The organism is Chloroflexus islandicus (assembly GCF_001650695.1).
Classification (GTDB): domain Bacteria; phylum Chloroflexota; class Chloroflexia; order Chloroflexales; family Chloroflexaceae; genus Chloroflexus; species Chloroflexus islandicus.
In genome coordinates this window covers 54,258-79,209 of sequence record NZ_LWQS01000042.1, presented here as the reverse complement: position 1 = coordinate 79,209, position 24,952 = coordinate 54,258, and the positions used below count along the sequence as shown (strand labels likewise).

At 59.6% G+C, this 24,952-nt stretch carries 24 protein-coding genes; 20 read left to right on the top strand and 4 right to left on the bottom strand.

All coding sequences use genetic code 11. The annotated features are described in order from the left end of the window. Positions 1 to 407: 407 nt before the first annotated feature. The 18 genes from A6A03_RS07015 (at position 408) to rpoD (ending at position 18,429) form a co-directional block, all read left to right on the top strand. On the top strand, positions 408 to 1,913 hold the full coding sequence (locus A6A03_RS07015; RefSeq protein ID WP_066785492.1) for a Ppx/GppA phosphatase family protein: 1,506 nt from the start codon (positions 408 to 410) through the stop codon (positions 1,911 to 1,913). Positions 1,914 to 1,963: 50 nt separating this feature from the next. After that, on the top strand, positions 1,964 to 2,440 hold the full coding sequence (nrdR, locus tag A6A03_RS07010; protein WP_066785489.1) for a transcriptional regulator NrdR: 477 nt from the start codon (positions 1,964 to 1,966) through the stop codon (positions 2,438 to 2,440). A 21-nt stretch (positions 2,441 to 2,461) separates the two neighbouring features. Beyond that, entirely contained in the window at positions 2,462 to 3,361 is a 900-nt protein-coding gene (locus A6A03_RS07005) for a restriction endonuclease (protein WP_066785486.1), read from the top strand. A 6-nt stretch (positions 3,362 to 3,367) separates the two neighbouring features. Further along, positions 3,368 to 4,120 (top strand): 3-oxoacyl-[acyl-carrier-protein] reductase, encoded by a 753-nt coding sequence (gene fabG, locus A6A03_RS07000; RefSeq protein ID WP_066785484.1) that lies wholly within the window; start codon positions 3,368 to 3,370, stop codon positions 4,118 to 4,120. Beyond that, positions 4,120 to 5,487 carry an acetyl-CoA carboxylase biotin carboxylase subunit gene (gene accC, locus A6A03_RS06995; RefSeq protein ID WP_066785481.1) on the top strand — a complete coding sequence of 456 codons (1,368 nt, stop codon included), beginning with the start codon at positions 4,120 to 4,122 and terminating at the stop codon, positions 5,485 to 5,487. The genes fabG and accC overlap by 1 nt, the downstream gene beginning before the upstream one ends. Positions 5,488 to 5,505: 18 nt before the next feature. Then, positions 5,506 to 5,955 carry a transcription antitermination factor NusB gene (gene nusB / locus A6A03_RS06990; RefSeq protein WP_066785498.1) on the top strand — a complete coding sequence of 150 codons (450 nt, stop codon included), beginning with the start codon at positions 5,506 to 5,508 and terminating at the stop codon, positions 5,953 to 5,955. Between the two features lie 30 nt (positions 5,956 to 5,985). Beyond that, on the top strand, positions 5,986 to 6,234 hold the full coding sequence (locus A6A03_RS06985; RefSeq protein ID WP_066785478.1) for an acyl carrier protein: 249 nt from the start codon (positions 5,986 to 5,988) through the stop codon (positions 6,232 to 6,234). 169 nt (positions 6,235 to 6,403) lie between these two features. Beyond that, positions 6,404 to 7,108 (top strand): twin-arginine translocase TatA/TatE family subunit, encoded by a 705-nt coding sequence (locus A6A03_RS06980; protein ID WP_066785470.1) that lies wholly within the window; start codon positions 6,404 to 6,406, stop codon positions 7,106 to 7,108. Then, positions 7,105 to 7,911: a twin-arginine translocase subunit TatC gene (gene tatC / locus A6A03_RS06975; protein ID WP_066785466.1), complete on the top strand. Its 807-nt coding sequence runs from the start codon at positions 7,105 to 7,107 to the stop codon at positions 7,909 to 7,911. Before A6A03_RS06980 ends, tatC begins: the two co-directional genes overlap by 4 nt. Positions 7,912 to 8,028: 117 nt before the next feature. Next, a complete protein-coding gene (locus tag A6A03_RS06970) occupies positions 8,029 to 8,442 on the top strand; it encodes a zinc ribbon domain-containing protein (RefSeq protein ID WP_066785463.1) in 414 nt (137 codons plus the stop codon). 215 nt (positions 8,443 to 8,657) lie between these two features. Next, entirely contained in the window at positions 8,658 to 10,334 is a 1,677-nt protein-coding gene (locus A6A03_RS06965; protein WP_066785460.1) for an AAA family ATPase, read from the top strand. Between the two features lie 60 nt (positions 10,335 to 10,394). After that, positions 10,395 to 11,396, top strand: a complete 1,002-nt coding sequence (locus A6A03_RS06960; protein ID WP_066785457.1) for an AAA family ATPase — start codon at positions 10,395 to 10,397, stop codon at positions 11,394 to 11,396. Then, positions 11,396 to 12,271 (top strand): DUF58 domain-containing protein, encoded by an 876-nt coding sequence (locus A6A03_RS06955; RefSeq protein WP_066785454.1) that lies wholly within the window; start codon positions 11,396 to 11,398, stop codon positions 12,269 to 12,271. The genes A6A03_RS06960 and A6A03_RS06955 overlap by 1 nt, the downstream gene beginning before the upstream one ends. Further along, positions 12,268 to 12,744, top strand: coding sequence for a ribonuclease FAU-1 family protein (locus A6A03_RS06950; protein ID WP_066785452.1), 477 nt, complete (start codon positions 12,268 to 12,270; stop codon positions 12,742 to 12,744). The genes A6A03_RS06955 and A6A03_RS06950 overlap by 4 nt, the downstream gene beginning before the upstream one ends. A gap of 41 nt (positions 12,745 to 12,785) precedes the next feature. Then, complete coding sequence (locus A6A03_RS06945) at positions 12,786 to 14,687, top strand: vWA domain-containing protein (RefSeq protein WP_066785450.1); 1,902 nt, start codon at positions 12,786 to 12,788, stop codon at positions 14,685 to 14,687. Positions 14,688 to 14,826: 139 nt separating this feature from the next. Continuing rightward, positions 14,827 to 15,993, top strand: a complete 1,167-nt coding sequence (locus A6A03_RS06940; RefSeq protein WP_066785447.1) for a carboxylate-amine ligase — start codon at positions 14,827 to 14,829, stop codon at positions 15,991 to 15,993. A 24-nt stretch (positions 15,994 to 16,017) separates the two neighbouring features. Further along, positions 16,018 to 17,166 (top strand): acyl-CoA dehydrogenase, encoded by a 1,149-nt coding sequence (locus A6A03_RS06935; RefSeq protein ID WP_066785444.1) that lies wholly within the window; start codon positions 16,018 to 16,020, stop codon positions 17,164 to 17,166. A gap of 66 nt (positions 17,167 to 17,232) precedes the next feature. After that, entirely contained in the window at positions 17,233 to 18,429 is a 1,197-nt protein-coding gene (gene rpoD, locus A6A03_RS06930) for an RNA polymerase sigma factor RpoD (RefSeq protein ID WP_066785441.1), read from the top strand. A gap of 113 nt (positions 18,430 to 18,542) precedes the next feature. On the opposite strand, the gene A6A03_RS06925 is transcribed toward rpoD, so the two are convergent. Then, positions 18,543 to 19,883 (bottom strand): FAD-dependent oxidoreductase, encoded by a 1,341-nt coding sequence (locus A6A03_RS06925; protein WP_066785438.1) that lies wholly within the window; start codon positions 19,881 to 19,883, stop codon positions 18,543 to 18,545. A gap of 126 nt (positions 19,884 to 20,009) precedes the next feature. On the opposite strand from A6A03_RS06925, the gene A6A03_RS19950 reads away from it, so the two are divergent. Together A6A03_RS19950 and A6A03_RS06920 are read left to right on the top strand one after the other, a co-directional pair. Next, entirely contained in the window at positions 20,010 to 20,855 is an 846-nt protein-coding gene (locus tag A6A03_RS19950; protein WP_076798226.1) for a type II restriction endonuclease, read from the top strand. A 71-nt stretch (positions 20,856 to 20,926) separates the two neighbouring features. Further along, the gene (locus tag A6A03_RS06920) at positions 20,927 to 21,835 is read left to right on the top strand and encodes a DNA adenine methylase (RefSeq protein WP_066785436.1); all 909 of its coding nucleotides are present in this window, start codon (positions 20,927 to 20,929) and stop codon (positions 21,833 to 21,835) included. On the opposite strand, the gene A6A03_RS06915 is transcribed toward A6A03_RS06920, so the two are convergent. The 3 genes from A6A03_RS06915 to A6A03_RS06905 form a co-directional block, all read right to left on the bottom strand. Further along, entirely contained in the window at positions 21,829 to 23,073 is a 1,245-nt protein-coding gene (locus tag A6A03_RS06915) for an MFS transporter (RefSeq protein ID WP_066785434.1), read from the bottom strand. The genes A6A03_RS06920 and A6A03_RS06915 overlap by 7 nt on opposite strands. Then, the gene (locus tag A6A03_RS06910) at positions 23,064 to 24,383 is read right to left on the bottom strand and encodes an FAD-dependent oxidoreductase (RefSeq protein WP_245668872.1); all 1,320 of its coding nucleotides are present in this window, start codon (positions 24,381 to 24,383) and stop codon (positions 23,064 to 23,066) included. Before A6A03_RS06910 ends, A6A03_RS06915 begins: the two co-directional genes overlap by 10 nt. 73 nt (positions 24,384 to 24,456) lie before the next feature. After that, on the bottom strand, positions 24,457 to 24,825 hold the full coding sequence (locus A6A03_RS06905; RefSeq protein ID WP_066785429.1) for an ArsR/SmtB family transcription factor: 369 nt from the start codon (positions 24,823 to 24,825) through the stop codon (positions 24,457 to 24,459). Positions 24,826 to 24,952 lie beyond the last annotated feature (127 nt).

Sequence of the window (24,952 nt, the reverse complement as noted above, 5' to 3'; positions counted from 1 at the left end):
CCCACCCAACCAATGACCGTGCGGCTCCCGCCATGCCCCATCGGAAGCGCCACCGGGCCGCCCCTCCCATCCGGCTTGAGAGACGGACAGAACGTTTGATCGATCACAACCGTTGATCGCTATGCAATGCCTCAACGTCCGGCTCGCCACTCCCCTCTCCCGCCGTCAGGTGGGAGAGGGGCTGGGGGTGAGGGCCACACGAGGGTTGGGGATCGGACAGAACGTTCGGGTCGATCACAACTGCTGATCGACCCGAACGTTCGCCACTATCCTCAGCTTGTCATTTGACAGCATCCCCGCCTCATTCCATAATCCTTATGCAACAACCGCAACGGTTCATTGCGTTCAATAGGAGAGCTGTCCGTCCGAGCAACTCGCGGCCTCACCCAAACGCTAGGACTACCATTATGAGAAAACTCGGCGTGATCGATCTTGGTTCCAATACCACACGCCTGATTGTGATGGCATATGAGCCGGGCTACAGCTTCCGGCTTACCGATGAGGTGAGCGAAACCGTGCGCCTCGCCGAGGGGATCGGCCCGTCGCGTATGCTCCAGCCGGCGCCGATCCGGCGGGCGGTCGAAGCGCTGCGGATGTTCTATTCCCTCTGCCTATCGACCGGGGTCGATCAAGTGATCGCGGTCGGTACCAGCGCCATCCGCGAGGCCGCCAACCAAGCCGAGTTCTGGGCCGCCCTGCGCTCAGCTACGCCGCTCGATCTCCGCATCATTTCCGCAGAAGAGGAGGCCTACTTCGGCTATTTGGGCGCGATCAACGCCTTGCCGTTGCCCACCGGCGCCCTCTTCGATACCGGCGGCGGTTCGACGCAGGTGATGGCGGTACACGATCGCGCACTCACCCGCAGCTTTTCGGTGCAAGCCGGCGTCGTGCGCTTTACCGAACAGTTTGTGCAGAGCGACCCCATTAATCGCGCCGACCTGCGCCGGCTGCGCGAAGCTGCTCGCGCGGCCTTCGCCCCGCTCGATTGGCTGCCTGATCTACGCCACGGCAAGTTGGGCGGCATGGGTGGTACGGTACGCCAATTAGCCCGGATTGACCAAAAGCAGCGCAACTACCCGCTCGAACGGGTGCATGGCTATGTGCTGACCCGTGAAGCACTCGAGCGGATGATCGAAGAACTGGCCCGCCGCCCGCGCCGTGAGCGGCTCCAGATTCCGGGGATGAAAGAGGAGCGGGTGGATGTGACGCTGGCCGGCGCGGTGATTATCGCCACCTTGATGGATCGTGGCGGCTTTTCCAGCTTGCTGGTCAGCGGCCAAGGCGTGCGCGAAGGCATTTTCTACCAGCACTTTCTCGCTGACCAGCCGCAGCCGTTGCTGGCCGATCCTCGCCGGTTTAGCGTGCTCAATCTGGCCCGGCTCACGCATTACGAACCCGAACACTGCGCCCGCGTCGCTCACCTTAGCCAATCGCTTTTTGATCAATTGGCTCCCTTGCACGGCTACGGCGAATGGGAGCGGGAATTGCTTGGGTATGCCGCCATCTTGCACGATATAGGCGTGAGTGTTGGCTATTACGATCACCACAAGCACGGCGAGTATCTGATCCACAACGCCACGTTGCTTGGCTTTAGCCACCGCGAAATTGTGATTATCGCCGGTCTGGTGCGCAACCACCGCAAAGGCTGGAGCGGCCCGGCTCCCTATGCGGCGATTGTCACCCCGGATGATGAAACGCGCATTGCCCGCCTTAGCGCGATGCTCCGCTTGGCCGAGTATCTCGAACGCAGCAAGAGCCAGATTGTGCGCGATGTGCGGGTGCAGATCGGCGAAGCGATTACGATTGATATCGTGGCCAACGGCGATGCCCACGTCGAAATCTGGGAAGCGACGCGCCGCAGTGGCCTCCTGCGCCGTAGCTTCGGGCGCGAGGTGCAGATCAGGCCCGCATGAGCGTGTGCTATAATGCGTGTTAACGAGACGTGAAGGAGTAGACATCGTTCATGCGGTGCCCATTTTGCCACTTTCCAGAGACCGATGTGATCGATACGCGCAAACTCTATGAGGGCGAGGTGATCCGGCGCCGGCGCAAGTGCCGCGCTTGCAGCCGTCGCTTCACCACCTACGAGCGGATCGAATCGGTCAGTCTGATGGTGGTCAAAAAGGATGGCACCCGCGAACCGTACGACCGCGAGAAGATCGCTCGCGGCGTGCGCACCGCTTGCTACCGCCGTCCCGTCTCGGCGGACGCGATCGAACAATTGGTGAACGATGTCGAGGCGATGGTGATGGCAACCGACGAGCAAGAGATTAGCTCGCAAGCAATCGGTGATGCAGTGATGCGCCGGTTGCGCGATCTCGATGAAGTTGCCTACATCCGGTTTGCTTCGGTCTATCGCGCGTTTACCGACATTGGCAAATTGCGCGAAGCGGTTGATGAATTGCTGGAACGCGAAGGCGACCGCAATGGCCGCCCATAACTGACAATAGTAGAGGATTTTATGAGCGTCGAGACGACACCGCAGCCGGTGTCAGAACCAACAGCGAAGCCGTCATTCCTCCAGCGCATTGTCCATTCAGTTCGCTCGATTGAATGGGTGCAAGTGCTGCTGGTTGGCCTGCTTACCGCCATTGCGTGGTGTTCGCTCTTTTTGGCCAACAACATTTTACAGATTCTCGCTGGCGTGGTGCCGGTGCTAGCCGGCATCTATCTGGGCCGCAAGGTGCGCGGTGAGTATCTGGCCAATGGCCTTGCCCTCGGTGTGGTGACGTTTCTCTTCGGGTTGGCCATTATGGCTGGGTATGGGTTGGCCGGTCAAGCCGGCATTGCCCCGATGCCGGTGATCCAACTCGATCCCGATCAACCGGCCGCACCGGCCACGTTGATCGATCTGATTACGATCTACTTTATCTTCTCGGCGTTTGCGTTGATCCCCTTCCCGGCGTTTGGTACCGTGATGTCGGGCCGGGCCGAAGAGCGCAACCGCCAGTTGCAGAAGGAGATCGCCGAGCGGGGTGGCCGCCTCGAACGACCCAACGTGGTACGCACGCTCGAAGATTTGCAGGGGTTGTCGCTGCCGCAGTTTGGCTCGTATGTGCTGAATCTCTTTCGCAAGAAGGGGTTTGAGTTCAAGGATTATCGCTTTATCGATAAGGATAAGCACCTTGATCTCGAACTGACCTACGAAGGCGTCACGTACCTGCTCCGGCTGTCGGTCGCCGATAAGGTGCGGCCCGGTACGCTCGAAAGCCTGTTGCAGGATATGAAGCGGATGGGTATTCCAAAAGGGTTAGTCATTACGTCAACCGAATTCACACCCGATACCGTCAAGGCGGCGAGCGGGCGGCGTAATGTCCTGATTATTGATGGAGCGACGCTGTTTGCGATGGCAGAGGGGTAGAAGAGCATGCTGCTTGATCTGAGCGGGCGGGTTGCGATTGTGACCGGCGGCAGCCGCGGGATTGGCCGCGCGACCGCTGAACGGTTGGCAGCCAGCGGGGCAACGGTCGTGGTCAATTACCGTGGCAATGCCGCGGCAGCCGAGGCGACCGTGGCGGCGATCACGGCTGCCGGCGGCAAAGCGCTGGCCGTGCAGGGTGATGTGAGCCAACCGGCTGATGTTGAGCAGTTGGTAAAAACGACACTCGAACAGTTTGGCCGGATCGATATTCTGGTCAACAATGCCGGCATCACCCGCGATAATCTGCTCTTGCGGATGAAGGAGAGCGATTTCGATGAAGTGATCGCAACCAATCTGCGCGGCGTCTTTCTCTGTACCCGTGCGGTGCTGCGCCCCATGACCAAGCAGCGCTTTGGCCGGATTATCAACATCACGTCGGTGATTGGGTTGATCGGCAATGCCGGTCAAGCCAATTATGCGGCGGCTAAGGCCGGTATCATCGGCTTTACCAAATCGACGGCGCGCGAAATGGCAAGCCGTGGCATTACCGTCAATGCCATTGCCCCCGGCTTTATCGAGACGGAAATGACCGATGCCCTCAACGAAGAGACGCGCAAAGCCATTCTGGCGACGATCCCCCTCGGCCGGTTCGGCCAGCCGGCTGAAGTGGCGGGATTAATCTGTTTCCTGGCCTCTGATGCCGGTGCGTATATCAGCGGGCAAACGCTGACGATCGACGGCGGGATGGTGATGTCCTGATGATTCGCAAAGTGTTAGTGGCCAACCGCGGCGAAATTGCCGTGCGTATCATTCGGGCTTGTCAGGAGTTGGGCATTCGTACCGTGGCGGCGTACAGCACCGCCGATCGCGACTCGCTGGCGGTGCGGCTGGCTGATGAGGCGGTCTGTATCGGCCCGCCTCCGCCGGCGAAGTCGTACCTCAATGCGCCGGCGTTGATCAGCGCGGCGCTGATCTCAGGCTGTGATGCGGTGCATCCCGGCTACGGCTTCCTCTCGGAAAATCCGTATTTCGCCGAGATGTGCGCCGATTGCAACCTGATCTTCATCGGCCCGCCACCTGAGCCGATCCGCTTGATGGGTGACAAGGCGATTGGGCGTGAGACCATGCGCAAAGCTGGCGTCCCGACGGTGCCCGGCTCTGATGGCGAAGTGCGTTCGCTGGAAGAGGCGATCGATATTGCCCGCCAGATCGGCTATCCGGTGTTGCTCAAGCCGTCAGGCGGCGGTGGTGGCCGTGGCATGCGGGTGGCGTATGATGAAGCCGATTTGCAACGCGCCTATCCCACCGCTCGCGCCGAAGCCGAGGCCGCTTTTGGCAATGGCGCGCTGTTGCTGGAAAAGTACCTCACCCGCGTGCGCCACGTCGAAATTCAGGTGCTGGCCGACCAGTACGGCCACGCGATCCACCTCGGCGAACGCGACTGTTCGGCCCAACGCCGGCACCAAAAGATTGTTGAGGAAGCGCCATCACCGGTCGTTACGCCGGAATTGCGCGCTCGCATGGGCGCCGATGCGGTACGCGGCATTCAGTCAATCGGGTATGTCAATGCCGGTACGCTCGAATTTTTGCTCGACGAGCAGGGGAATTACTATTTCATCGAAATGAATACCCGCATCCAAGTCGAGCACCCAGTGACCGAACAGGTGACCGGCGTCGATTTGGTGCGCTGGCAGTTGCTGATCGCCAGCGGCGAACGCTTGACGCTGCGGCAGGAAGACATTACAATAGCGCGGCACGCGATTGAGTGCCGGATTAATGCCGAAGATCCGGAGCGTGACTTTTTGCCGGCCAGCGGCGAAGTGGAGTTTTATCTGCCACCCGGTGGCCCCGGCGTGCGGGTTGACTCGCACCTTTACTCAGGGTATGCGCCTCCCGGCAACTATGACTCGTTGCTGGCGAAAATTATTACGTTCGGCGATACCCGCGACGAAGCGCTGAACCGGATGCGGCGGGCACTTAATGAATGTGTGATTACTGGAATCAAAACAACCATCCCGTTCCAATTGGCGTTGATCGATGATCCGGATTTCCGGGCCGGACGGATCCACACTGGGTATGTGGCCGAGTTGCTGCGCCAGTGGAAGGAGACACTCAATCCGGCGTAGGCCGGTGGCGGGATGCGTATGGGGAGGGCGAGATTGGCCAGTCAGCGGCATCGAGTGCGGATCGCAGCCTTGCAGATCCTGTTTGAAGTTGATGAAACCGATCACGCAATTGATCAGGTGCTCGAACGCCGGCTCGCCGATGAACCAATGCCGCCTGAGAGCGCCGAGTTTTTGCGTCGCCTCGTCTTTGGCGCATGGGAGCACCGCTCGTATCTCGACCGGATTATCGAAGAGGCGGCGCCGAACTGGCCGGTCGCTCAGATGCCCGGCGTTGATAAGGCGGTGCTGCGGATTGCGCTGTTTGAGCTGCTCATTGATGATATTGAGCGGACGCCGATGAAGGCGGTGATTAATGAGGCGGTCGAGTTGGCCAAACAGTTCGGCAGCGATAATTCCAGCCGGTTTGTAAACGGCGTGCTTGGCACGGTGGTTATTCGCTACCTTGCTGAGCGCGGCGATGAGGAATAGCCGTCTTTGAAAGGAAGGAACACAACCAATATGGCTTCGCCTGAGATGGAGGAGCGCCTGCGCAAGATTATCGTCGATCAGCTCGGCGTTGATGAGGCGCAAGTGGTGCCGAGCGCGTCTTTTACCAAGGATCTGAATGCCGACTCGCTCGATTTAGTTGAGCTGATTATGTCGATTGAGGAAGAATTCGGCGTCGAGATCCCCGACGAAGAGGCGGAGAAGATCCAGACCGTCGCCGATGCGCTGAAGTACCTCGAAACCCATCAGAGCAACGAGTAGCGGCAAGTTGATCGGATTGCAATGCAAGGATCCGCGGCGGGGGAAACGACCCGCCGTTGTTTGTTTACGGGTTATTGCCGCAGAGCAGTAGCGCTGGCGCCCTTCGCGCAAACCGCGCGCTGTGGTAAGATAGTAGTAGCATCGTATCACCGGCACACTGCGGAGTTGTATGGAGATCTTTAACGTTCATCTGCCTGAGCTGATCCTCATCGCCGGTCTCGCCCTCGTGCTCTTTGGCCCGGAACGGTTGCCAGAGTTGGGGCGTTTCGCCGGCAAGCAGGTGGCGAAATTCCTCGCGTGGCAGCAACAGTCGCCTGAACTGCAAATGATTAACGAGATGCGCAACGAGTTTGAGCGCGAGATCGCCCAATTGCGTGATGAATTGGTGCAGACGCGCAACCAGCTCGATGTGCGCAACGATATGCAAGCGATGGTCGATGAGGTGAAAGCGGTTGGCGAGCAGATGCAAACCACGCTGAACGAGACCTTGCCAACCGCTCAGCCGGCCTCACCGTTGCCTGAAGCAACGCCGCCGCCAGCCAAGCCAATGATCCGCCCGCCGGCCCAAGCGCCGGTGCCGGCAGCCATGCCGGTCGAGCCGGTCAGTAACGACGCCGGTGTTGCCCAACCCATTACCGATGAAGATCGGATGCTCTTCGCCGATGTAGCGGCGCCGGCGACGCCATCACCTGCCCAGAGCGCTGCGGAACCGGTCACGCCAGCCGAGCTGAGCGAAATACTGGCGCGGCTCAATGGGTTGGCGGCTGAACTCCAGTCGATTGTCTTTCAGTTGCAGGCGCGCGGCTTGTTAGATCAACACTGGCAACCGACCGTCGCGCCGGCCCCCGTTTCTGAGGAGACTGTCGCGCCATGACTACCAAACCGGCCCCAGCAGGCCAAGCCGATGAGACGTCGATGACGCTGGTCGAGCATTTGATCGAGCTGCGTAGCCGGATCGTCAAGGCCGGCATTGGCGTCTTGATCGGCATGGTGTTTGGATTCATCGCGGTGTGGCCACAAGGCCCGATTAAACTGATCGATATCCTGATCTTGACTTTTGCCCCGATCAACGACCGCTTCGCCCCGATCCAGTCCGTCGGTACCACCGAGCAATTTACCAGCTACATGAAGGTGGCGTTATTGGTTGGCGTGATTCTGGCGATGCCGGTGATCGTCTACCAACTGTTAGCCTTTATTGTGCCGGGCCTGACCGAGAGCGAACGGCGGCTGATCTTCCGCGCCTTGCCCTTTGTGACCTTTTTCTTCCTTGCCGGAATTGCCTTCGGTTGGTTTGTCACTACGCCAGTGGCCATTCAGTTCCTGATCGGCTTTTCCGACTCGCCGCTCATCCAAACCCAACCGACATTGTCTGATTTTCTTGAAACTGTGTCGATGTTGTTGTTGATAAACGGCGTGGTGTTTGAATTGCCGATCATTATCTATGTGCTCGCATACCTGAATGTCACCACCGCCAAGCAATTGGCCAGCTACCGGCGTTATGCGCTGGTGGCGGTAGTGATCATCGCCGCGTTTATTACCCCGACCGGCGACCCGGTGAATCTGATGTTGCTGGCGCTGCCGATGTACTTACTGTACGAGGTTGGCGTGATATTGGCGCGGTTTGTACCGTCAGCCCAAGCGCCGCGCAAAGCCAAACGCAACGTCGAGGCACCGTAGCGGCATCGTAGCGGCACAGCGATGCTGTGCCGCCATTGGGCACAGCACCACTGTGCCCGTACCGGAAGCAAATTGCTATAATAGAACTATCAGCATCAATGGTTGGAGGTGAGCGTTATGGTGGAACGGATTTGTCCGGCCTGTCGCCATGGCAACCCGCTCGAGAACCGGTACTGCGGCGCGTGCGGCGCAGCGCTCACCGGCAATGATGCGTTGGCTCCCCGCGAACCGGGTGCCTTGGCTCCCCGCACCTTGTCACTCTCGCCGGCCCAGATGCGCCAGATCGGCGCCGCACTGGCGCTCGGCGCGGCCACGCTGGCGGTCGAAGTGGGCAAGGCATGGCTGCGCCGCCGGATGGGTACGCCAGCGCCGGTTGCGCCGATTACCGCCGTTACCCAGAACCCGATCACGCCTGCCGTCGAACCGGTCAGGGTGACGACCACGATTATCAGCCAGCGCGTGGTTGAGATTTGGGAACGCGGTGAATTGGTGCGGCAGGTGGTTGAGCGGCATGTCTGGCGTAAAGAGTAGCTGCACACCAGCGCAGCGCACTCGCTACCGTGCAGGATACTGGCCCTGTGCCGCGGCGCAGGGTTTGTTTTTCCTACTCTCCAACGCGGCGCGGGGTGGCCACCTGTTCCCGATGTGCGTGTCGTCGTGACTCTTCCCCGGAACCGGCGCGGGTCTGGCAGCGTCATCCATAGTGTGGTACGATACTCTTACTGCCGACACAGGAAGGACTGGCGATGACGCAGGCGATAAACCCTTCAACCTATCAGATGTTGCGCCGGCAGTTGCGCCCGCTGAGCCTCAAACTGCGCCTGAGCGATGGTATTGTGCTGGCGAGCCGCACTTTATGGATGGCGCTGACCGGGAGTGCAGTGGTGGCGGCCATCGGTTGGATTACGCCGGTGCCGCAGTTGCTCTGGTGGGTGTTGGCGCCGATCGCGCTGTGGTTGGCGGTTATCGCCGGTATCAGCGCGTTCCGGCCATTGCCGCCGCGCCGGGCCGCGCAGCGGGTCGATCGCATCCTCAACCTGCGCGAACGGCTCTCGACCGCGATTGAATTGTATGAGACCGGCGCCGATTCGCCGCTCGCGCCTTACCAACAGGCTGACGCGGGTGCGCTGGCGTTGCAGCTCCATCCGCGCCAGATCCCGATCGTGGTGCCGCGCCAGCCATTGCTGCTGGCGCTGCTGCCGGCGCTGGTGACGGTTGCGTTACTGACGCTGCCCAACCCAATGAACCAGATCTTGGCCGAGCGCGCCGCTGTCGCCGAGATGATCGAACAGGTCAATCAGCAATTGGCCGAATTAGAGCAAGAATTGGCCGCGCGCGATGATCTCACGCCCGAACAACGGGCCGAGTTAGAGGCGATTCTGCGCCAGTTGCAAGCTGAATTGGCCCGCAACCCCGGCGATCGCCAAGAGGCGCTGGCCGATCTGGCCCAAGCCGAAATGCGGCTGCGCCAACAGCTTAATCCGCAAACGGACGTGCGCCAAGCGGCGCTGGAACAGTTGGCGCGCCGGTTGGAACAGCTCTCGAATAACCCGACGTCGCCGCGCCCGACGCTTGATCAGTTGCGCCAACAGCTTGAGAATTTGGCAGCCAGCCTCGATCAGATGAGCGCTGCGGAACGCGAGGCCTTAGCCCAAGAACTGGCCCAACAGGCTGCCCAACTCGCGTCGGCGGATCGCGCCACCGCGCAGGCCCTGCAAGATGCGGCGCAGGCGCTCGAACGCGGCGACACCCAAGCCGCTGCTGAGGCCTTGCAGCAGGCCGGCCAGCAAGTGCAGAATGCCCAAGCTGCCGCCGCTGACCAGCGCGCCGTCCAACAAGCGTTGAGCAACACCCAAGCGGCCCGCCAGCAAATTGCGCAGGCCGGCCAACCCGGCCAAGGCCAGCAGGCCCAACAAGGCCAAGGACAGGCCCAACAAGGTCAAGGGCAAGGCCAGCAAGGCCAAGGGCAGGCCCAACAAGGCCAAGGGCAAGGCCAGCAGGGGCAACAAGGCCAACAAGGCCAACCCGGCCAAGGGCAACAAGGCCAACCCGGCCAAGGCGGCGGCTCGACGGCTGACAATCTCGGCCAACAACAGAGTAACGTACCGGGCAATGTCGATCCGAACCGGCCAAGCTCGCAACAGGGGCAAGGGCGTAACGATGGCCTCGTGTACCAACCTTTCCGGCCCTCCGGCCAGACCGGTGATCCTGACTTTATCGCCGGCCAGCAAGGCAGCGGCGGCAGCAGCGAGGTGCGTCCGGGCCAAGGCCAGCAGGGTGGTTTGAATAATCCGTCGGTCATCCCTTACGAGCAGGTGTTCCCTGAATACCAGCGCACGGCGACGGAAGCGATCGATCGCGGCAGCGTGCCGATTTATTTACAAGATCTCGTCCGCGAATACTTCTCGCGGCTGGAACCATAGAAATGCGGAGTGTTTCGCTCTGCATGACAGCATCTCTGCATATCTGAGGAGGATACCAGCATGACCGCTGCTTCGGAAGCTGCGATCGCCTTGACGCCGGAAGAGTTTCGGCAACGCGCGCAACAGATCGAAGCCGAAGTCGCGCAAGTGATTGTCGGCCAGCACGAACTGATCCGGCAGGTGATCATCACGCTGCTCGCCGGCGGGAATGCGCTGCTTGAGGGTGTGCCCGGCTTGGCGAAGACCACGCTGGTGCGCACCTTGGCCGATGTGATCGACTGTAAATTCTCGCGCATCCAGTTTACGCCCGATTTGATGCCGGCGGATATTGTCGGCACCACGCTGATCAGTGAAGATGCCCATGGCCATAAGTCGTTCCGCTTTGAGCCGGGGCCGATCTTCGCCAACTTAGTGTTGGCAGATGAGATCAACCGCGCCACGCCGAAGACCCAGTCGGCTCTGCTCGAAGCGATGCAAGAGCGCACCGTGACCGTCGCCAAGACGATTCACCAACTGCCGCGCCCCTTCTTCGTCTTGGCAACCCAAAACCCGCTCGAGATGGAGGGAACCTATCCGCTGCCGGAAGCGCAGCTCGACCGTTTCTTCTTTAAGATCAACGTCGCCTTTCCGACGGCAGCCGAACTAGTGGAGATTGCCCAACGCACGACCGGCGCTCGCCAGCCGGCAGCGCGCCATGTGGCCGATGGGCCGACCATTATCCAGATGCAAGAGCTGGCGCGCACGGTGCCAATCGCGAGCCATGTGCTGGCGTATGCGGCCCGCCTGATCACGGCCACCCATCCTGAAGGCAAAGATGCGCCGGCGATAACCAAGCAGTATGTGCGGTACGGCGCGTCGCCACGCGGGATGCAGACCTTGATTTTGGCCGGCAAGATTTTAGCGTTACTGGATGGGCGCTATAACGTCTCGTTTGGCGATATTCGCTTGGCGGCCTTGCCGGCACTGCGTCACCGCGTCGTGCTCAACTTTGAAGCGCAGGCTGAAGGGATCAGCGCCGACGAGGTGGTCAAAGGCGTGCTGGAAGCGGTCAAGGAGGAGTGATGGCCGAGCCGTTGCTCTCCGCCGCGTTCCTGCGCAAGCTGGATCGGTTGGCGCTGCAAACCCGGCGCGCGATGGCCGGCGATCTGCAAGGCGAGCGGCGCAGTCCCAAACGCGGCTCGTCGGTCGAATTTGCCGATTTTCGCCCCTACACTGCCGGCGATGATATTCGCCAGATCGACTGGAATCTCTACGCCCGCGCTGAACGGTTCTACCTGAAGCTGTTTGTGGCTGAAGAGGAACTCAACGTTCACCTGCTGGTTGACACCAGTCGCAGTATGGCATGGGGCGAGCCGGAAAAATTGCACTATGCCCGCCAGATTGCCGCGGCGTTTGGCTATATCGCGCTCAGCAACCTTGATCGGGTGAACGTGACGGCGTTTGGCGGCAGACCGGCGGCGGTGAGCGGGATTCGCGGCAAACGCGGCGCAGTGGCGCTGTTTGAGTTTTTGCAGCGGCTTGAGGCCGGCAGCAGCGCGAACTTGACCCAATTTTGCCGCAACTATATCCAGACCGCGCGCAGCGCCGGCCCGCTTTTGCTCTGTTCTGATCTGTTTGATCCGGGTTGGCGCGATGCCCTGCGCACCCTGAGCTCGCGCCCGTTCGAGATTACGGTGATGCACGTGCTCGCGCCGCAAGAGATCGATCCGCCGCTCGAAGGTGACATTCGTTTGATCGATAGCGAGGGCGGGCCGGCGGTTGAAATTAGCGCCGATCTGGATGTGTTACAACGTTACCGCGAATCACTACGCGCATGGCAAAGCGAGATCGAGGCGTTTTGCAGCGGGAGAGGGATGCGCTACGTGCCGGTGAACACTGCCGAACCGATCGAAGATTTCGTCTTTGGCCAGTTGCGCCGGGCTGGTGTGATCCGATGATCGAAGTGCGCTTGATCAAACCCAGACGCGGCCAGCTTATCCGCTACCCGGCAACGGTGCTGGCGCGCGATGCGCAGAGTGTAACGGTGCGGGCCGAGTGGCGGTTGGGCCGGGTCGATCTCGGTCTGTTTAGCATCGAGCCGGGTGATGTGATGATCGAAACCTTCTACACCAACCGCTGGTATAACATCTTTCGCGCCCAACGGCCCGATGGGGTGACGCGGGGGTGGTATTGCAACCTTGCCCGTCCGGCCCGGATCGATGATGCGGTGATCGAGACGGAGGATTTAGAGATTGATTTGATCGTGAGCGCCGACCGCCGGCGTGTCGAGATAACCGATCTGGACGAGTACGAAGCGCGTGGGTTGGCTCTGGCTGAGCCGGACACCGATGCGGCGTTGCGCGCGGCGATTGCCGAATTGCGTGATCTGATCGCCCGTGGCGAAACACCATTTACGGATAACGTGCCGTAGGGACGGAGCGGCAATTTGTCCCTCCGGGTGGGTAGACGAGTATGTCATTCCTTGCTCCCTTAGCGTTGCTTGGCGCGGCGATTGCCGGCCCGCTCATCGTGGCGATGTATTTGCTCAAATTGCGCCGCGAAGAGCAAGTCGTTTCGTCAACCTTTCTCTGGCAGCGCATGGTGCGCGATATCGAAGCTAACGCGCCATGGCAGAAGCTGCGCCGTAATTTGCTGCTCTTTTTGCAACTGCTGCTCATGCTATTGTTGGTGCTGGCGTTGGCCCGGCCCTTCTTGCCCGTCACTGGCATCAGCGGCACGAACTTGATCATTATCTTTGACCGCTCGACGAGTATGCTCGCCACCGACGAACCGCCAACCCGACTCGAGGCGGCGCGGCGGCAGGCGCTGGCGCTGATCGATCAACTGCCGGATAACGGGCGGGCGACGATCATCACCGTTGGCGGCCAAATGGAAGCGCCGATTGCGTCCTCAAGCGACCGGCGCGAGCTGCGGCGCGTGATCGAGCGCATTCAACCGAGCTACAGCGGCCAGTCTGACCTCACCCAAGCATTGACGCTGGCTTCGGCATTGGCGGCCCGCGAACCCGATAGCGAAGTGGCGATTATTTCCGATGGCAATGTGATCTTGCCCGATGGGTTGCGAGTGCCGGCACGGGTGCGTTACTTCCCGATTGGACGATCGTCGGACAATGTGGCCATCAACGCGATTGCGCTCCAACCCGGCCCCTTCGAGCAGACCCTGTTCGTGCAAGCAGTGAACTATGGCGATAGTCCTGTCACGCGCCGTCTCTCGCTCTATCTTGATGGCGTACTAGCGTACGCGATCGACATCTCGCTCGATCCGGGCCGCGAACAAAGCTTAACCCAGACAATCCCGGCCAACGTGGCGGTCGTTGAGGCGCGCCTTGATGGGCAAGGTGATGCGTTGCCGGTGGACGATCGGGCCTACGCGGTCAGTCCGCAACGCGAGACGGTAAAGGTACGGCTGGTAAGCGATGGCAATCGCTTTCTCGAAACCGGTCTCTCGCTGTTGCCCGGCCTTGAAGTGACGCGCGTGCCGACCACGACGCTGACCTTTACCGAAAGCGCCGCCGAAGTGCCGCTGACCATCTTTGATGGGGTGGTGCCTACTGAGCTGCCCCCCGGCAACCTGCTCTTCATCGGCCCACTGCGCAGCACCGAGCTCTTCTCAATCACCGGTGAATTCGACTTTCCGCTGATCCGACCGGCGGCGCTGGAAGATCCGCTTTTGCGGAATGTGCGGCTCAACGATGTCAATATTCTCCGCGCACCGCGGATCGTGCCCGGCCAATGGGCGCGGGTGATCGTTGATAGCGACGGCGGCCCGCTCTTGTTGGCCGGCGAACGGGAAGGCCGGCGAATTGTCGTGCTGGCGTTCGATCTGCATCTGTCGGATTTACCGCTCAATATCGCCTTCCCGCTGCTGCTCTCGAACATGATCGAGTACCTCTTGCCGGTGAGCAGCGTGCAACTGACGACCGGCCAACCGATCGTGGCGCCGGTTGATAGCACGATCGAAGAGGTGCGGGTCATCCGGCCTGATGGCCGGGTGGTGAGTTCACGCGATGGGCAGGTGCAGGTGCAGGCAAACCAAACCTTCTACACTGAAACCGATCTGCCCGGCGTCTACACGCTCGAAGAGCGGCGCGGCAACGAAGTCATAGCCAGTCGTCGTTTTGCGGTCAATCTCTTTGCCCCCAACGAATCGCGCATCACACCGCAACGCGATCTCGCCATCCCACAGCTCAGCGGCGCGCAGAGCACGGTTGCCCGCGAACGCGACGGTCGCCAAGAGCTTTGGCGTTGGCTGGCGTTGGCGGCGCTGATCGTGCTGTTGGTGGAATGGCTCTACTACCAGCGGAATACCATTGCCTTGCTGCGCGAACGCTGGCGGCGGCGGACGGCGCACTAAGGGAAAAACCCTGCTATGGAGTGCGGCAGTGAGACTGCCGCACTCTAAATATTTCAACTTGCCCCACACATCGCTAAGACGCGATATAATACAACATACCGGTGACAAACCAATCCCAACCATCAGCGAGGAGTGTGCGGTGAGCGTTTACAACCCCAACGATGCCGATTTTGCGTTTACGATCGGGATCGAAGAGGAATACCAAATCGTCGATCCTGAAACTCGCGAGTTACGCAGCTACATTACCCAGATCCTTGAACCGGGACGCACGATCCTGCGCGAGCAGATCAAGCCCGAAATGCACCAGAGTATCGTCGAAGTCGGCACTCGCCCTTGCCGCACCATCAGCGAAGCGCGCGCTGAAATCACCCGCCTGCGCGGCGCGATCGCCGGGTTGGCGGCCCGTCACAACTTGCGCATCGTCGCTGCCGGCACCCATCCCTTTTCGTCGTGGATGCAGCAAGAGATCACACCCGACGAACGCTACCACATGGTGGTGGGCGAGATGCAAGATGCCGCGCTGCAATTGCTCATCTTCGGCATGCATTGCCACGTCGGTATGCCGAATAACGAGGTGGCAATTGAATTGATGAATGTCGCGCGCTACATCTGCCCGCACCTGCTGGCGCTCAGCACCTCATCGCCGTTCTGGATGGGCCGCAACACCGGTTTCAAATCGTATCGCAGCGTAATCTTTAGCACCTTCCCGCGCACCGGCATCCCGCCGACGTTCCATTCGGCCAGCGAGTTTGAGCGGTATGTTCAGTTGCTGGTCAACACTGGCTGTATCGACAACGGCAAGAAGATTTGGTGGGATCTACGCCCGCACCCATTCTTTGGCACGCTTGAATTCCGGGTTTGTGACATCGCCACCAAGGTCGAGGAGTGTCTGGCGTTGGCGGCAACGATGCAGGCCCTGATCGTCAAGTTCTACACCATGTTTGAAGACAACACCACCTTCCGCGTCTACCGGCGCGCGTTGATCAACGAAAACAAATGGCGCGCGCAACGCTGGGGCCTCGACGGCAAACTCATCGATTTCGGCAAGCGCAAAGAGGTGGAGGCTAAGGCGCTCGTGCATGAAATCGTCGCGTTGGTTGACGATGTGGTGGATATGCTCGGCTCGCGCAAAGAGGTCGAATACCTGCTCACCATTGTCGAGCAGGGCACCAGCGCCGACCGCCAATTGCGCGTCTTTGCCGAGACGAACGATCTAAAGGCAGTGGTGGATAATCTGATCGCCGAGACGATGGAAGGCGTGCCGGTGATGACCTTTGAAGCCGAGTCGCAAGCGACGCACGGATAAGCAGCTTTAGCAAAGAGGCTCGATATGCAGATTGAACTGACGCCGGAACAGGAATTTATTCGCCAGACGGTGCGCGAATTCGCCGAGAAGGAGATCGCCCCCAAGGCGCGCTATGTTGACGAGCACAGCGCCTTTCCGCACGAGACGTTTGCGAAGATGGCCCAGCTTGGCTTGATGGGGTTGCCCTTTCCCGAAGAATATGGCGGGGCCGGAGCCGACAGCGTCAGCACGGCGATCGCGATCGAAGAAGTGGCGCGTTGTTGCGGCAGCACGGCGCTGGCCTACGCTGCCCACATCGGTTTGGGCAGCGCGCCGATTGCGATGTTCGGCAGCGAAGAGCAGAAGCGCCGGTTCTTAACGCCGGCAGCCAAAGGCGAGTATCTAGCTGCGTTTGGCCTCACCGAACCGCACGCCGGTTCGGATGCCGGCGCGACCCGCACGACGGCCCGCTTGGTGGGTGATGAGTGGGTGATCAACGGCCAAAAGATGTGGATTACCAACGCGCCGCTGGCCGGCCACATCATTGTCACGGCAGTGACCGATCCCGAACAGGGGAAGAAGGGGATTTCGGCGATCATCGTGCCACGCGGCACGCCGGGCCTGAGCTTTGGCAAGCACGAACCGAAGATGGGCTTGCGTGGCTCGGTCAGCACGGCGGTGATGCTCGACGATGTGCGGGTGCCGCGCGAGAACCTGCTTGGCGAACGCGGGCGCGGGTTTATCCAGTTCTTGCAAGTGCTCGATGGCGGGCGAATCGGGATTGGTGCAATGGCGATCGGGTTGGCACAGGCTGCATACGAGGCCGCGGTCGCGTATGCGCGCGAGCGCACCGCGTTCGGCAAACCGATCGGCGCGCACCAATCGGTTGCCAATATGATTGCGAATATGGCCGTTGATCTCGCCGCGGCCCGCGCGCTGGTCTATGGCGCGGCCAAGCTCAAAGATGCCGGCAAGCCGTATACCCGCGAGGCGGCGATGGCCAAACTCTTCGCCTCGGAAGCGTCGGAACGGATCTGCCGCGACGCCATCCAGATCTTCGGCGGTTACGGCTACAGCCAAGAGTATCCGGTCGAGCGGCTCTACCGCGATACCCGCTTGCTGACCATCGGCGAAGGCACCTCGGAAATCTTGCGCAACGTGATTGCTCATTCCGTACTTGGCCTGCGGGGGTAACAGCTTGTGCTACAATAGGGTACGCACGGTAGCCAGTGCCCGTTTGGTCTCAGACGAGGAAGTAGTATGACGCAGAGCCAGCCCGAGACCGACCGCGCCAGTCCTGCGATCAATGCTGCCGATCTGCAGGCCCTGATCGCGCAGGGACGGCAGCGAGGCTTTGTTACATTCGAGGATATTCAGCGGCTGGTTCCCAACCCAGACGAGTCGATCGAGCTGATCGACAGTATTTATGCCGCTTTGGCCGAAGCCGGCGTCCCCGTGCAAGACGGGGAGGAACCGGCGCTCGATGATGAGCCGCTGACGCCGGCTGCAATGGATCTGGAGCTCGATGATGAGCTGTCGGATGCGTTGCTGAGCGACAGTGTGCGGCTCTATCTGCGTGAAATTGGGCAGGTGCCGCTACTCACCGCCGAACAGGAGAAGCGGCTGGCCCAGTTGATCGAGCGCGGCCAAGCCGCTGAACGAAAATTGGCCACGCTTCCGCCCGATAGTCCGGAAGCGGCGCGCCTGCGTGCGCAAAAAGCGCAAGGCGAGGAAGCGCGCCAACAAATGGCGGCAGCCAATTTGCGGTTGGTGGTGAGCATCGCTAAACGCTATCGCGATCGTGGCTTGCCGCTGCTCGACCTGATTCAGGAAGGGAGCCTCGGCCTGTTGCGCGCGATCGAGAAGTTTGATCACACCAAGGGCTATAAGTTTAGCACTTACGCGACGTGGTGGATCAAACAGGCCCTGTCGCGCGCGTTAGCCGATCAATCGCGCTTGGTGCGCTTGCCCGTCCATCTCGGCGAAACCCTGAACCGGATCCAAGCCGCGCGCCGCCAGTTGACCCAGTCGCTCGGTCGTGAGCCAACCGACGCTGAGCTGGCCAATCATCTGGGAATGAGCGAGGAAAAGCTGCGCGAGTTACGGCGGACGGCGCAGGATCCGGTGTCGTTGGCAACGCCAGTCGGGGAAGAGGCTGATAGTACGTTGGCCGACTTCATCCCTGATCCGCATGCGCTCGATGCTGACGATGCCGCCGCTAGCGGTATGCTGCGCCAGCAGATTGCCGCTGCCCTCGACCAGCTTAGCGAACGTGAACGGCGGGTCTTAGAGCTGCGTTACGGCTTGGCCGATGGCCAGCCGCGCACGCTCGAAGAGGTGGGCAAGGCGTTTGGGGTAACCCGTGAGCGGGTGCGCCAGATCGAAGTCAAGGCCCTGCGCAAATTGCGCCATCCGCGGTTGGGTAAGTTGCTGAAGGACTACCTCGATCAGATTTAAGGGGATGAAGCTGAGCAAGCGCCGGGGTGGCAAGAAAGCCACCCCGGTGCTCTTTATTCACTGCGAACGGTTGAGATCGCCGTGTGCGTTCTTGAACCTGCTTGCAGCTCCAGTTACCGTCGCGCCAAATTAGCCGCGACCAGCAACGGATCCCACACCGGCGCAAAGGGCGGCGCGTAGCTCAGATCAAGCTCAGCAAACTCGTCCACCGTCCAGCCAGCTTGCAAAGCGGCGGCGACGGTATCGATCCGCTTCGCCACGCCTTCGCGGCCAACCAATTGCCCTCCCAACAACCGGCGAGTGGTTTGATCAAACACCAACGAGACGGTGATCGGCTGGTGGCCCGGCATGTAGTGCGCGCGCGAGTAGGCCGTGGCGCTGACAGCGGTTGCGTTGAAGCCCTCGGCTTGGGCGCGGGCCAGCGAAAGACCGCTGATCGCCGCTTCCAAATCGAATACCTTCACCACGGTGGTGCCGGCAATCCCGCCAAAGCGGGCATCGCCGCCGGCGAGGTTTTCGCCAGCCACTCGCCCCTGCTTATTGGCAGTCGTGCCAAGCGGGATCCACGCAGGCTTGCCGGTGACACGGTGCAAGGCTTCGGCTACATCGCCTGCCGCCCAGACGTGGGGCAGATTCGTGCGCTGGCGGTCGTCAACCGCGACCGCACCGGTGGGGCCGAGCGCAATCCCAGCAGCTTGGGCTAATGCCGCACTCGGTCGCACCCCCGCGGCCAGAATCACGATCTCGGCAGGGATTGTCTCGCCATCCACCACCACGCCGCGCACCCGCTCATCGCCAACAATGCCTTGCACTGGCTGACCTACGCGCAGATCAACCTGCTGCCGGCGCAGTTCGTCAGCCACTTGGGTGGCGAAGTCAGGATCAAACGACGGCAACACCTGCGGCAACCGTTCGACCAGCGTCAAGGCCACGCCGTGCGCGGCCAACGCTTCAGCCATCTCAAGGCCAATATAGCCGCCGCCAATAATCACGCCGGTGCGCGGGCGCTGCTCGGCCAACCACGCCTTGATCGCGAGCGCCTCTTCCACGCTGCGCAAGGCAAACACGCCGGGCAGATCGAGGCCGGGCAACGGCGGACGAGTAGGCTGGCCGCCGGTCGTCAGCACCAACTCATCCCAGTGATCGACAAACTCGCGGCCATCCTCTAGATCGCGCACGCGCACCGTCTGCCGGACGGGATCAATCTCAAGCACTTCGTGCCGGATCAGGGCCTGAATACCTTGTTTGGCAAACTGGGCCGGCGTGCGCACAACGACATCTTCCACCCGCGCGATCTCACCCTTGATTGCGTAGGGAAAGCCGCACGCACCGTAGCTCACATAGCCGGAACGTTCGTAGACCACAATTTCAAGCGTAGGATCGGTGCGCTTAGCCTTCGCCGCCGCGCTCATCCCGGCTGCACCGCCGCCGATGACTACTACCCGTCGCGCCATGCAGTATCCTCCGTGGTGATGTTGCGTATCCTTAGTAGGAAGATGCAGGAAAGGGGTTAAACGTTACGTGGGAAGAGGACTATGGTATAATCAAAACGTCGAAGCATTTACGTTAATAGACAGCTCATGGATCCAGCACAGCGATCTCAGCTCAAGCATGACTTTCGGCAGAAACTCCAGACTTTTATTGAATCCTTGCGGGAGTTCGTATCAACAAGTAATGGTGAATGGACTATCAAGGGGTTTATTGACATATTTCAAAATATTTACACAATATCAGGTGATACAAAGGTAGTATCTAAAATTATAGAGCTCCATCTTTTGCCAAAAATTTTTGAGTTTGCCGATCAGTCAGGTTATAAAATCGTTCTCCCTGATCACCAAAATTATTATCCTGATTTGTCATTCATTGATGCAGAAAATGAATCTATCAAGTTTGCAGTGGATATTAAGACCTCATATCGTCTTCCAGACAATCCTGAGTACTGTAGTGGCTTTACGCTAGGATCATATCGAGGTTATTTTACTGCAAGAGATAGCAGGAAAAACATTCAATTTCCTTACAACCAATATCTTGGGCATTTTTGTCTAGGTGTTATCTATTCTCGAACAGTCCAAGCAAAAGAACATGGCTTACAAGTACATAGCATAAGTGATCTACAATCCATTGCGTCGGTAATCAACAATTTCATATTCTTTGTTAGAGAGAAATGGGAAATAGCCAGCGATACAACTGGAAGCGGTAACACAGCTAATATAGGCAGTATCACCAATATTAATGATCTTGTGCATGGGAGTGGTGTTTTCAAAAACTTGGGTGAATCGATTTTTGATGAATATTGGATGAACTACGGACAGATTAAAGTACCTGATGAGAATGGAGAAGTCAGACGAATTACGAGATTAGCTGAATTTTTGTCATATCGCGGCATTGACCCCGATCAGATTCATCTCATCCGCGCACGCGAATGATCCGTGAGCGACGCAGCCAATAACGAATAACGAATAACGAATTCACACACGTTCATACCGAGTATGGTGTTATGCGTATCTTCGTTCCACCAATAAAGTGTCAAGGCATCAAAACAAAGCTCGTTGCATGGATCGCCAGCTACGTCCACGTGACCGATCAAACCCAATGGATAGAACCGTTTATTGGTTCTGGCGTTGTCGGTTTCAACGTGCGGCCCAAACGAGCCATCTTTGCAGATATTAATCCACATATTATCAATTTTTACAATGCAATTAAGTCACAAGATATTACTCCCGCAATCGCCAGAGCATTTCTTGAACAAGAAGGAGCGCTGTTAGCCACGAAAGGCGCCGAACATTTTTATGAAATCCGATCTCGATTCAATAGATTTGGCGATCCGCTAGATTTTCTATTCTTAAGCCGATCTTCATTTAACGGTGTTATCCGGTTTAATCAAAAAGGTGAATATAATGTTCCTTTTGGTCATAAAACAGAGCGGTTCACCAAGGCATATATTACTAAAATTGTCAATCAAATCCGGTATGTCGCTAACGCTATGCAACAATTCGATTGGCAGTTTGTGTGCGCCGATTTTCGCTCGACAATCCCAACAGCGACGCAGAATGACGTTATCTATTGTGACCCGCCCTATATTGGACGGCATACTGACTACTTCAATAGTTGGACAGAGCATGATGAACAGGACTTGTATCAATTACTTGTACAAACACCGGCTAGGTTTATTCTTTCAACATGGTATGGCAATAAGTATCGCACAAACGCGATGATTAAGCGGTATCAAGCATTGTTTGATGTCTATACAAAAGAGCATTTCTACCACGTTGGCGCAAGTGAGCGAAATCGCAATTCAATGATTGAAGCGCTTGTGCTGAATTACCGCCCATTATCACTAGTACAAGATCCAGCGCCCACGGGTGCGCAGCAACTAGGGTTAACCGAATTCACATTGGATCAATGACCATCGCTTAAGGATACCGCCTGCCGTCCAACTATTACCAACAGCGCCATCCCCGCAGTTAGCAGCCCGATCAGACACCAGAGCATGCCGTGGTAGCCGGTGAGGCCGATCAACGCCCCCGCCCCCACCGGCGCGGCGGTGCGGGCCACGGTGAGCAGTACATTCTGCCAGCCGCTGATCAAGCCGTAGTTGGCCGAGCCGTACTGTTCGGCGATCAGCGCCGCACGCATAATGGTCTGGGTGCCGGCGCCGGCGCCAAAGAGGGCAATATAGACGATCGCGGCAGCGGTATGGGAGAATGCGACCAGCGCCAACAAACCGGCGATCTGCATCGCAAACAGACCAGCCGTCACCAACCAGCGCGGCCATCGTTCGCCGAGCGGGCCGATCAGCAGCCGGCCTAACAACGACATCATGCCATGCAGACCGGCGATGGACGAAGCGACCGTGAGACTCTCACCGCGCGTGAGCAGGTACGGAATGAGATGGACGGTCATTGCCACCGTCGCAAAACCGCTAGCGGCAAACGCGCCGCCGAGCAGCCAGAAGCGGCGTTGGCGCAATGCCGCACGTGGACGCACCACCGTTTCTGCCGGCGCAACGGCAGCGGTCGCCGGCGGATCGCCATCAGGGGCCAAGCCAAGGTCGGCGGGCCGGCGGCGGATGATCAGGGCATGCGGTGGAATGGTGAGCGCAAGTATGGCCGCGAGCGCGAGCAGCGCCGCGCGCCAACCGAGCTGATCGACCAGCCAGCCCGCCAGCGGGATGAAGATGAAACTGGCCCATGCGCCAAAAAAGGTGAGTATTTGCAGCGCTCGTCCGCGCTCGCGACGAAACCACGCGGCGACAATCGCAAACGCCGGTTCGTAGAGCACCGCCGCGCTGGCCACGCCAATCCCGGCCATCACCAGATAGAGCTGGAGCGGCGTGGTCACTTGCGACCACAATAGCACGAGGACACAACCGCCGATCGAGCCAGCGGTCATCAAACCGCGCGCGCCGTAACGATCGAGCCACCACCCGACGAGCGGCGCAGCCGCGCCATTGCTTAGCAATGCAATGGCGTAGCCGGTTGCGATGGCAAGTTGATCGACCGCCAGATCACGGGCCATCGGCGCTACAAAGACGCTGTAGGCGTAATACAAAATCCCCCACGAGACAACCTCGGTAAGCGAGACGGCCCACAGCATCACCCAACCGTAATAGAGGTGACCGGTGCGAACGCGGTTTAGCAGCATGAGCGTGATACGGGGTGCAACGCGATCAAACCAGACGGCGCACAACACGCGCCGGCCTCAGCTTGTGGCCCGCTGCACACCCCCGTCTCCGGCAGTTCGAGTTCGACCCGGCGGGCCGCGGCCCAATCACCGCATAGCGCCGCCGTCACCGAACGGGCCTGTTCGTAGCCGGTCAGCAGCAAGAAGGTCGGCGCGCGACCATAGCTCTTCATCCCAATGAGATAGAAGTCGGGTTCGGGATGGCGCAGCTCATCAACACCGTGCGGCGGCACCGTGCCGCAACTGTGCAGATTCGGATCGATCAACGGCGCTAACGCTACCGGCGCTTCCACCACTGGATCGAGCGCCAGCCGCAGTTCGCGCAGAAAACTCAGATCGGGGCGCAAGCCGGTGCAAACCACAATCTCATCGACCGGCGGCAAGGTACGTTGGCCATCACTCACAACCAATCCATCAGCAGTACGATCAACCCGTTCGGTATGCCACCCGGTAACGAGCGTTACCTGACCAGCCGCAACCAATTCCCGTATCTGCATCCCCAACCGTCCGCGCGCCGCCAGCGCATCGGCCTCGCCGCCGCCAAAGATACGGTCAAGGGTCGCGGTATCACGGCGCACCACCCAGATCACGCTTGTTGCCGGCGCAGTGGCGCGGAGTTGCACCAGATCGAGGATCGTGTTAAACGCCGAATGGCCGCTGCCGGCGACCAACACCCGCCGGTTGGCGTAACGGGCGCGATCACGACCCAAGACTGCGGGAATGCCGTAGAAGATACGATCAGAAACGTGTCGCTCGCCGATCGCCGGCACCCCCGCCGCACCGAGCGGGTTGGGCGAGAGGTAAGTGCCAGAGGCATCGATCACGGCGCGGGCCAAGAGTAGCGACTCGCGCCCCTCGTCATCAGCCAGCGTCAATTGAAAGGGGAGCGCCTGCCGATCAGGGCCTCGCTGGCGATCGTGGCCACGGCGGGCAACAGCGACGACGCGCTGGCGGTAGCGGATATGAGGAGCCATCGCCGGCAATGCTGCTAATGGCGCAAGGTACTGTGCAACCAACTCAGCGCCGGTCGGGAAGGCATCGGCGGGAGGCATCTGCCAACCGGCGGCGGCCAAGAGCCGGCCAGCCGCTTGATCAACACAATAGCGCCACGGGGTAAACATCTGCACATGGCCCCAGCGCAGCACTGCGGCGCCGGCTTGCGCCCCAGATTCAACGACCACAAAGGACTCGCCGCGTTCGGCCAGATGCGCAGCGGCGGCCAAACCAACCGGGCCAGCGCCGATGATGGCAATTGGGAGAGGCATGATCATGACCTTTCATTGATGTATTGAAATACATCGATATAATAGTTCATCAATTCGGTCGCAGCGGCGCTGCCCCCCGCTATATCCGCGCAAAAAACTGGGCTAGCGCCGCTTGCACTGCTGCCAGTTCTTCGCGACGCACGGCGTAATAGATCCACTGGCCGCGCCGCTCACCCTCGATCAAACCGCCATCACGGAGCAAGCGCAGATGGTGCGAGACGGTCGGCTGCTTCACCGGTAACGCGGCTTCCAGATCACACACGCAAACATGGCCGCCATTGCGGGCAAGGATCGCGAGCAAGCGCAGACGGATCGGGTGCGCCAGCAACGACAGTTTCTCGGCCAGTTGCGCGGCCTCGCCATCGGTTAACCCTACATCAAATACCGGCGCGCAACAACCGGGGATGGTTGTATGAGCAGTAGTGGGTGGTTCGGATTGGGTGTTCATCGTGCCTCCTGCCGTGAAGGGCATAGCGCCAGTATACGCGATATATCGAAGATTGTCAATATATTGATAAAGAGTGGTGTAATAAGTGATCATGAAGCACGCCAAGATAGTGCTTCAAAGACACTTA

Bases quoted from the DNA above. Each gene is read 5' to 3' on its own strand.
- A6A03_RS07015 (WP_066785492.1), top strand. From the start codon at position 408: ATGAGAAAACTCGGCGTGATCGATCTTGGTTCCAATACCACACGCCTG.
- nrdR (WP_066785489.1), top strand. From the start codon at position 1,964: ATGCGGTGCCCATTTTGCCACTTTCCAGAGACCGATGTGATCGATACG.
- A6A03_RS07005 (WP_066785486.1), top strand. From the start codon at position 2,462: ATGAGCGTCGAGACGACACCGCAGCCGGTGTCAGAACCAACAGCGAAG.
- fabG (WP_066785484.1), top strand. From the start codon at position 3,368: ATGCTGCTTGATCTGAGCGGGCGGGTTGCGATTGTGACCGGCGGCAGC.
- accC (WP_066785481.1), top strand. From the start codon at position 4,120: ATGATTCGCAAAGTGTTAGTGGCCAACCGCGGCGAAATTGCCGTGCGT.
- nusB (WP_066785498.1), top strand. From the start codon at position 5,506: ATGGGGAGGGCGAGATTGGCCAGTCAGCGGCATCGAGTGCGGATCGCA.
- A6A03_RS06985 (WP_066785478.1), top strand. From the start codon at position 5,986: ATGGCTTCGCCTGAGATGGAGGAGCGCCTGCGCAAGATTATCGTCGAT.
- A6A03_RS06980 (WP_066785470.1), top strand. From the start codon at position 6,404: ATGGAGATCTTTAACGTTCATCTGCCTGAGCTGATCCTCATCGCCGGT.
- tatC (WP_066785466.1), top strand. From the start codon at position 7,105: ATGACTACCAAACCGGCCCCAGCAGGCCAAGCCGATGAGACGTCGATG.
- A6A03_RS06970 (WP_066785463.1), top strand. From the start codon at position 8,029: ATGGTGGAACGGATTTGTCCGGCCTGTCGCCATGGCAACCCGCTCGAG.
- A6A03_RS06965 (WP_066785460.1), top strand. From the start codon at position 8,658: ATGACGCAGGCGATAAACCCTTCAACCTATCAGATGTTGCGCCGGCAG.
- A6A03_RS06960 (WP_066785457.1), top strand. From the start codon at position 10,395: ATGACCGCTGCTTCGGAAGCTGCGATCGCCTTGACGCCGGAAGAGTTT.
- A6A03_RS06955 (WP_066785454.1), top strand. From the start codon at position 11,396: ATGGCCGAGCCGTTGCTCTCCGCCGCGTTCCTGCGCAAGCTGGATCGG.
- A6A03_RS06950 (WP_066785452.1), top strand. From the start codon at position 12,268: ATGATCGAAGTGCGCTTGATCAAACCCAGACGCGGCCAGCTTATCCGC.
- A6A03_RS06945 (WP_066785450.1), top strand. From the start codon at position 12,786: ATGTCATTCCTTGCTCCCTTAGCGTTGCTTGGCGCGGCGATTGCCGGC.
- A6A03_RS06935 (WP_066785444.1), top strand. From the start codon at position 16,018: ATGCAGATTGAACTGACGCCGGAACAGGAATTTATTCGCCAGACGGTG.
- rpoD (WP_066785441.1), top strand. From the start codon at position 17,233: ATGACGCAGAGCCAGCCCGAGACCGACCGCGCCAGTCCTGCGATCAAT.
- A6A03_RS06925 (WP_066785438.1), bottom strand. From the start codon at position 19,883: ATGGCGCGACGGGTAGTAGTCATCGGCGGCGGTGCAGCCGGGATGAGC.
- A6A03_RS19950 (WP_076798226.1), top strand. From the start codon at position 20,010: ATGGATCCAGCACAGCGATCTCAGCTCAAGCATGACTTTCGGCAGAAA.
- A6A03_RS06920 (WP_066785436.1), top strand. From the start codon at position 20,927: ATGCGTATCTTCGTTCCACCAATAAAGTGTCAAGGCATCAAAACAAAG.
- A6A03_RS06915 (WP_066785434.1), bottom strand. From the start codon at position 23,073: ATGCTGCTAAACCGCGTTCGCACCGGTCACCTCTATTACGGTTGGGTG.
- A6A03_RS06910 (WP_245668872.1), bottom strand. From the start codon at position 24,383: ATGATCATGCCTCTCCCAATTGCCATCATCGGCGCTGGCCCGGTTGGT.
- A6A03_RS06905 (WP_066785429.1), bottom strand. From the start codon at position 24,825: ATGAACACCCAATCCGAACCACCCACTACTGCTCATACAACCATCCCC.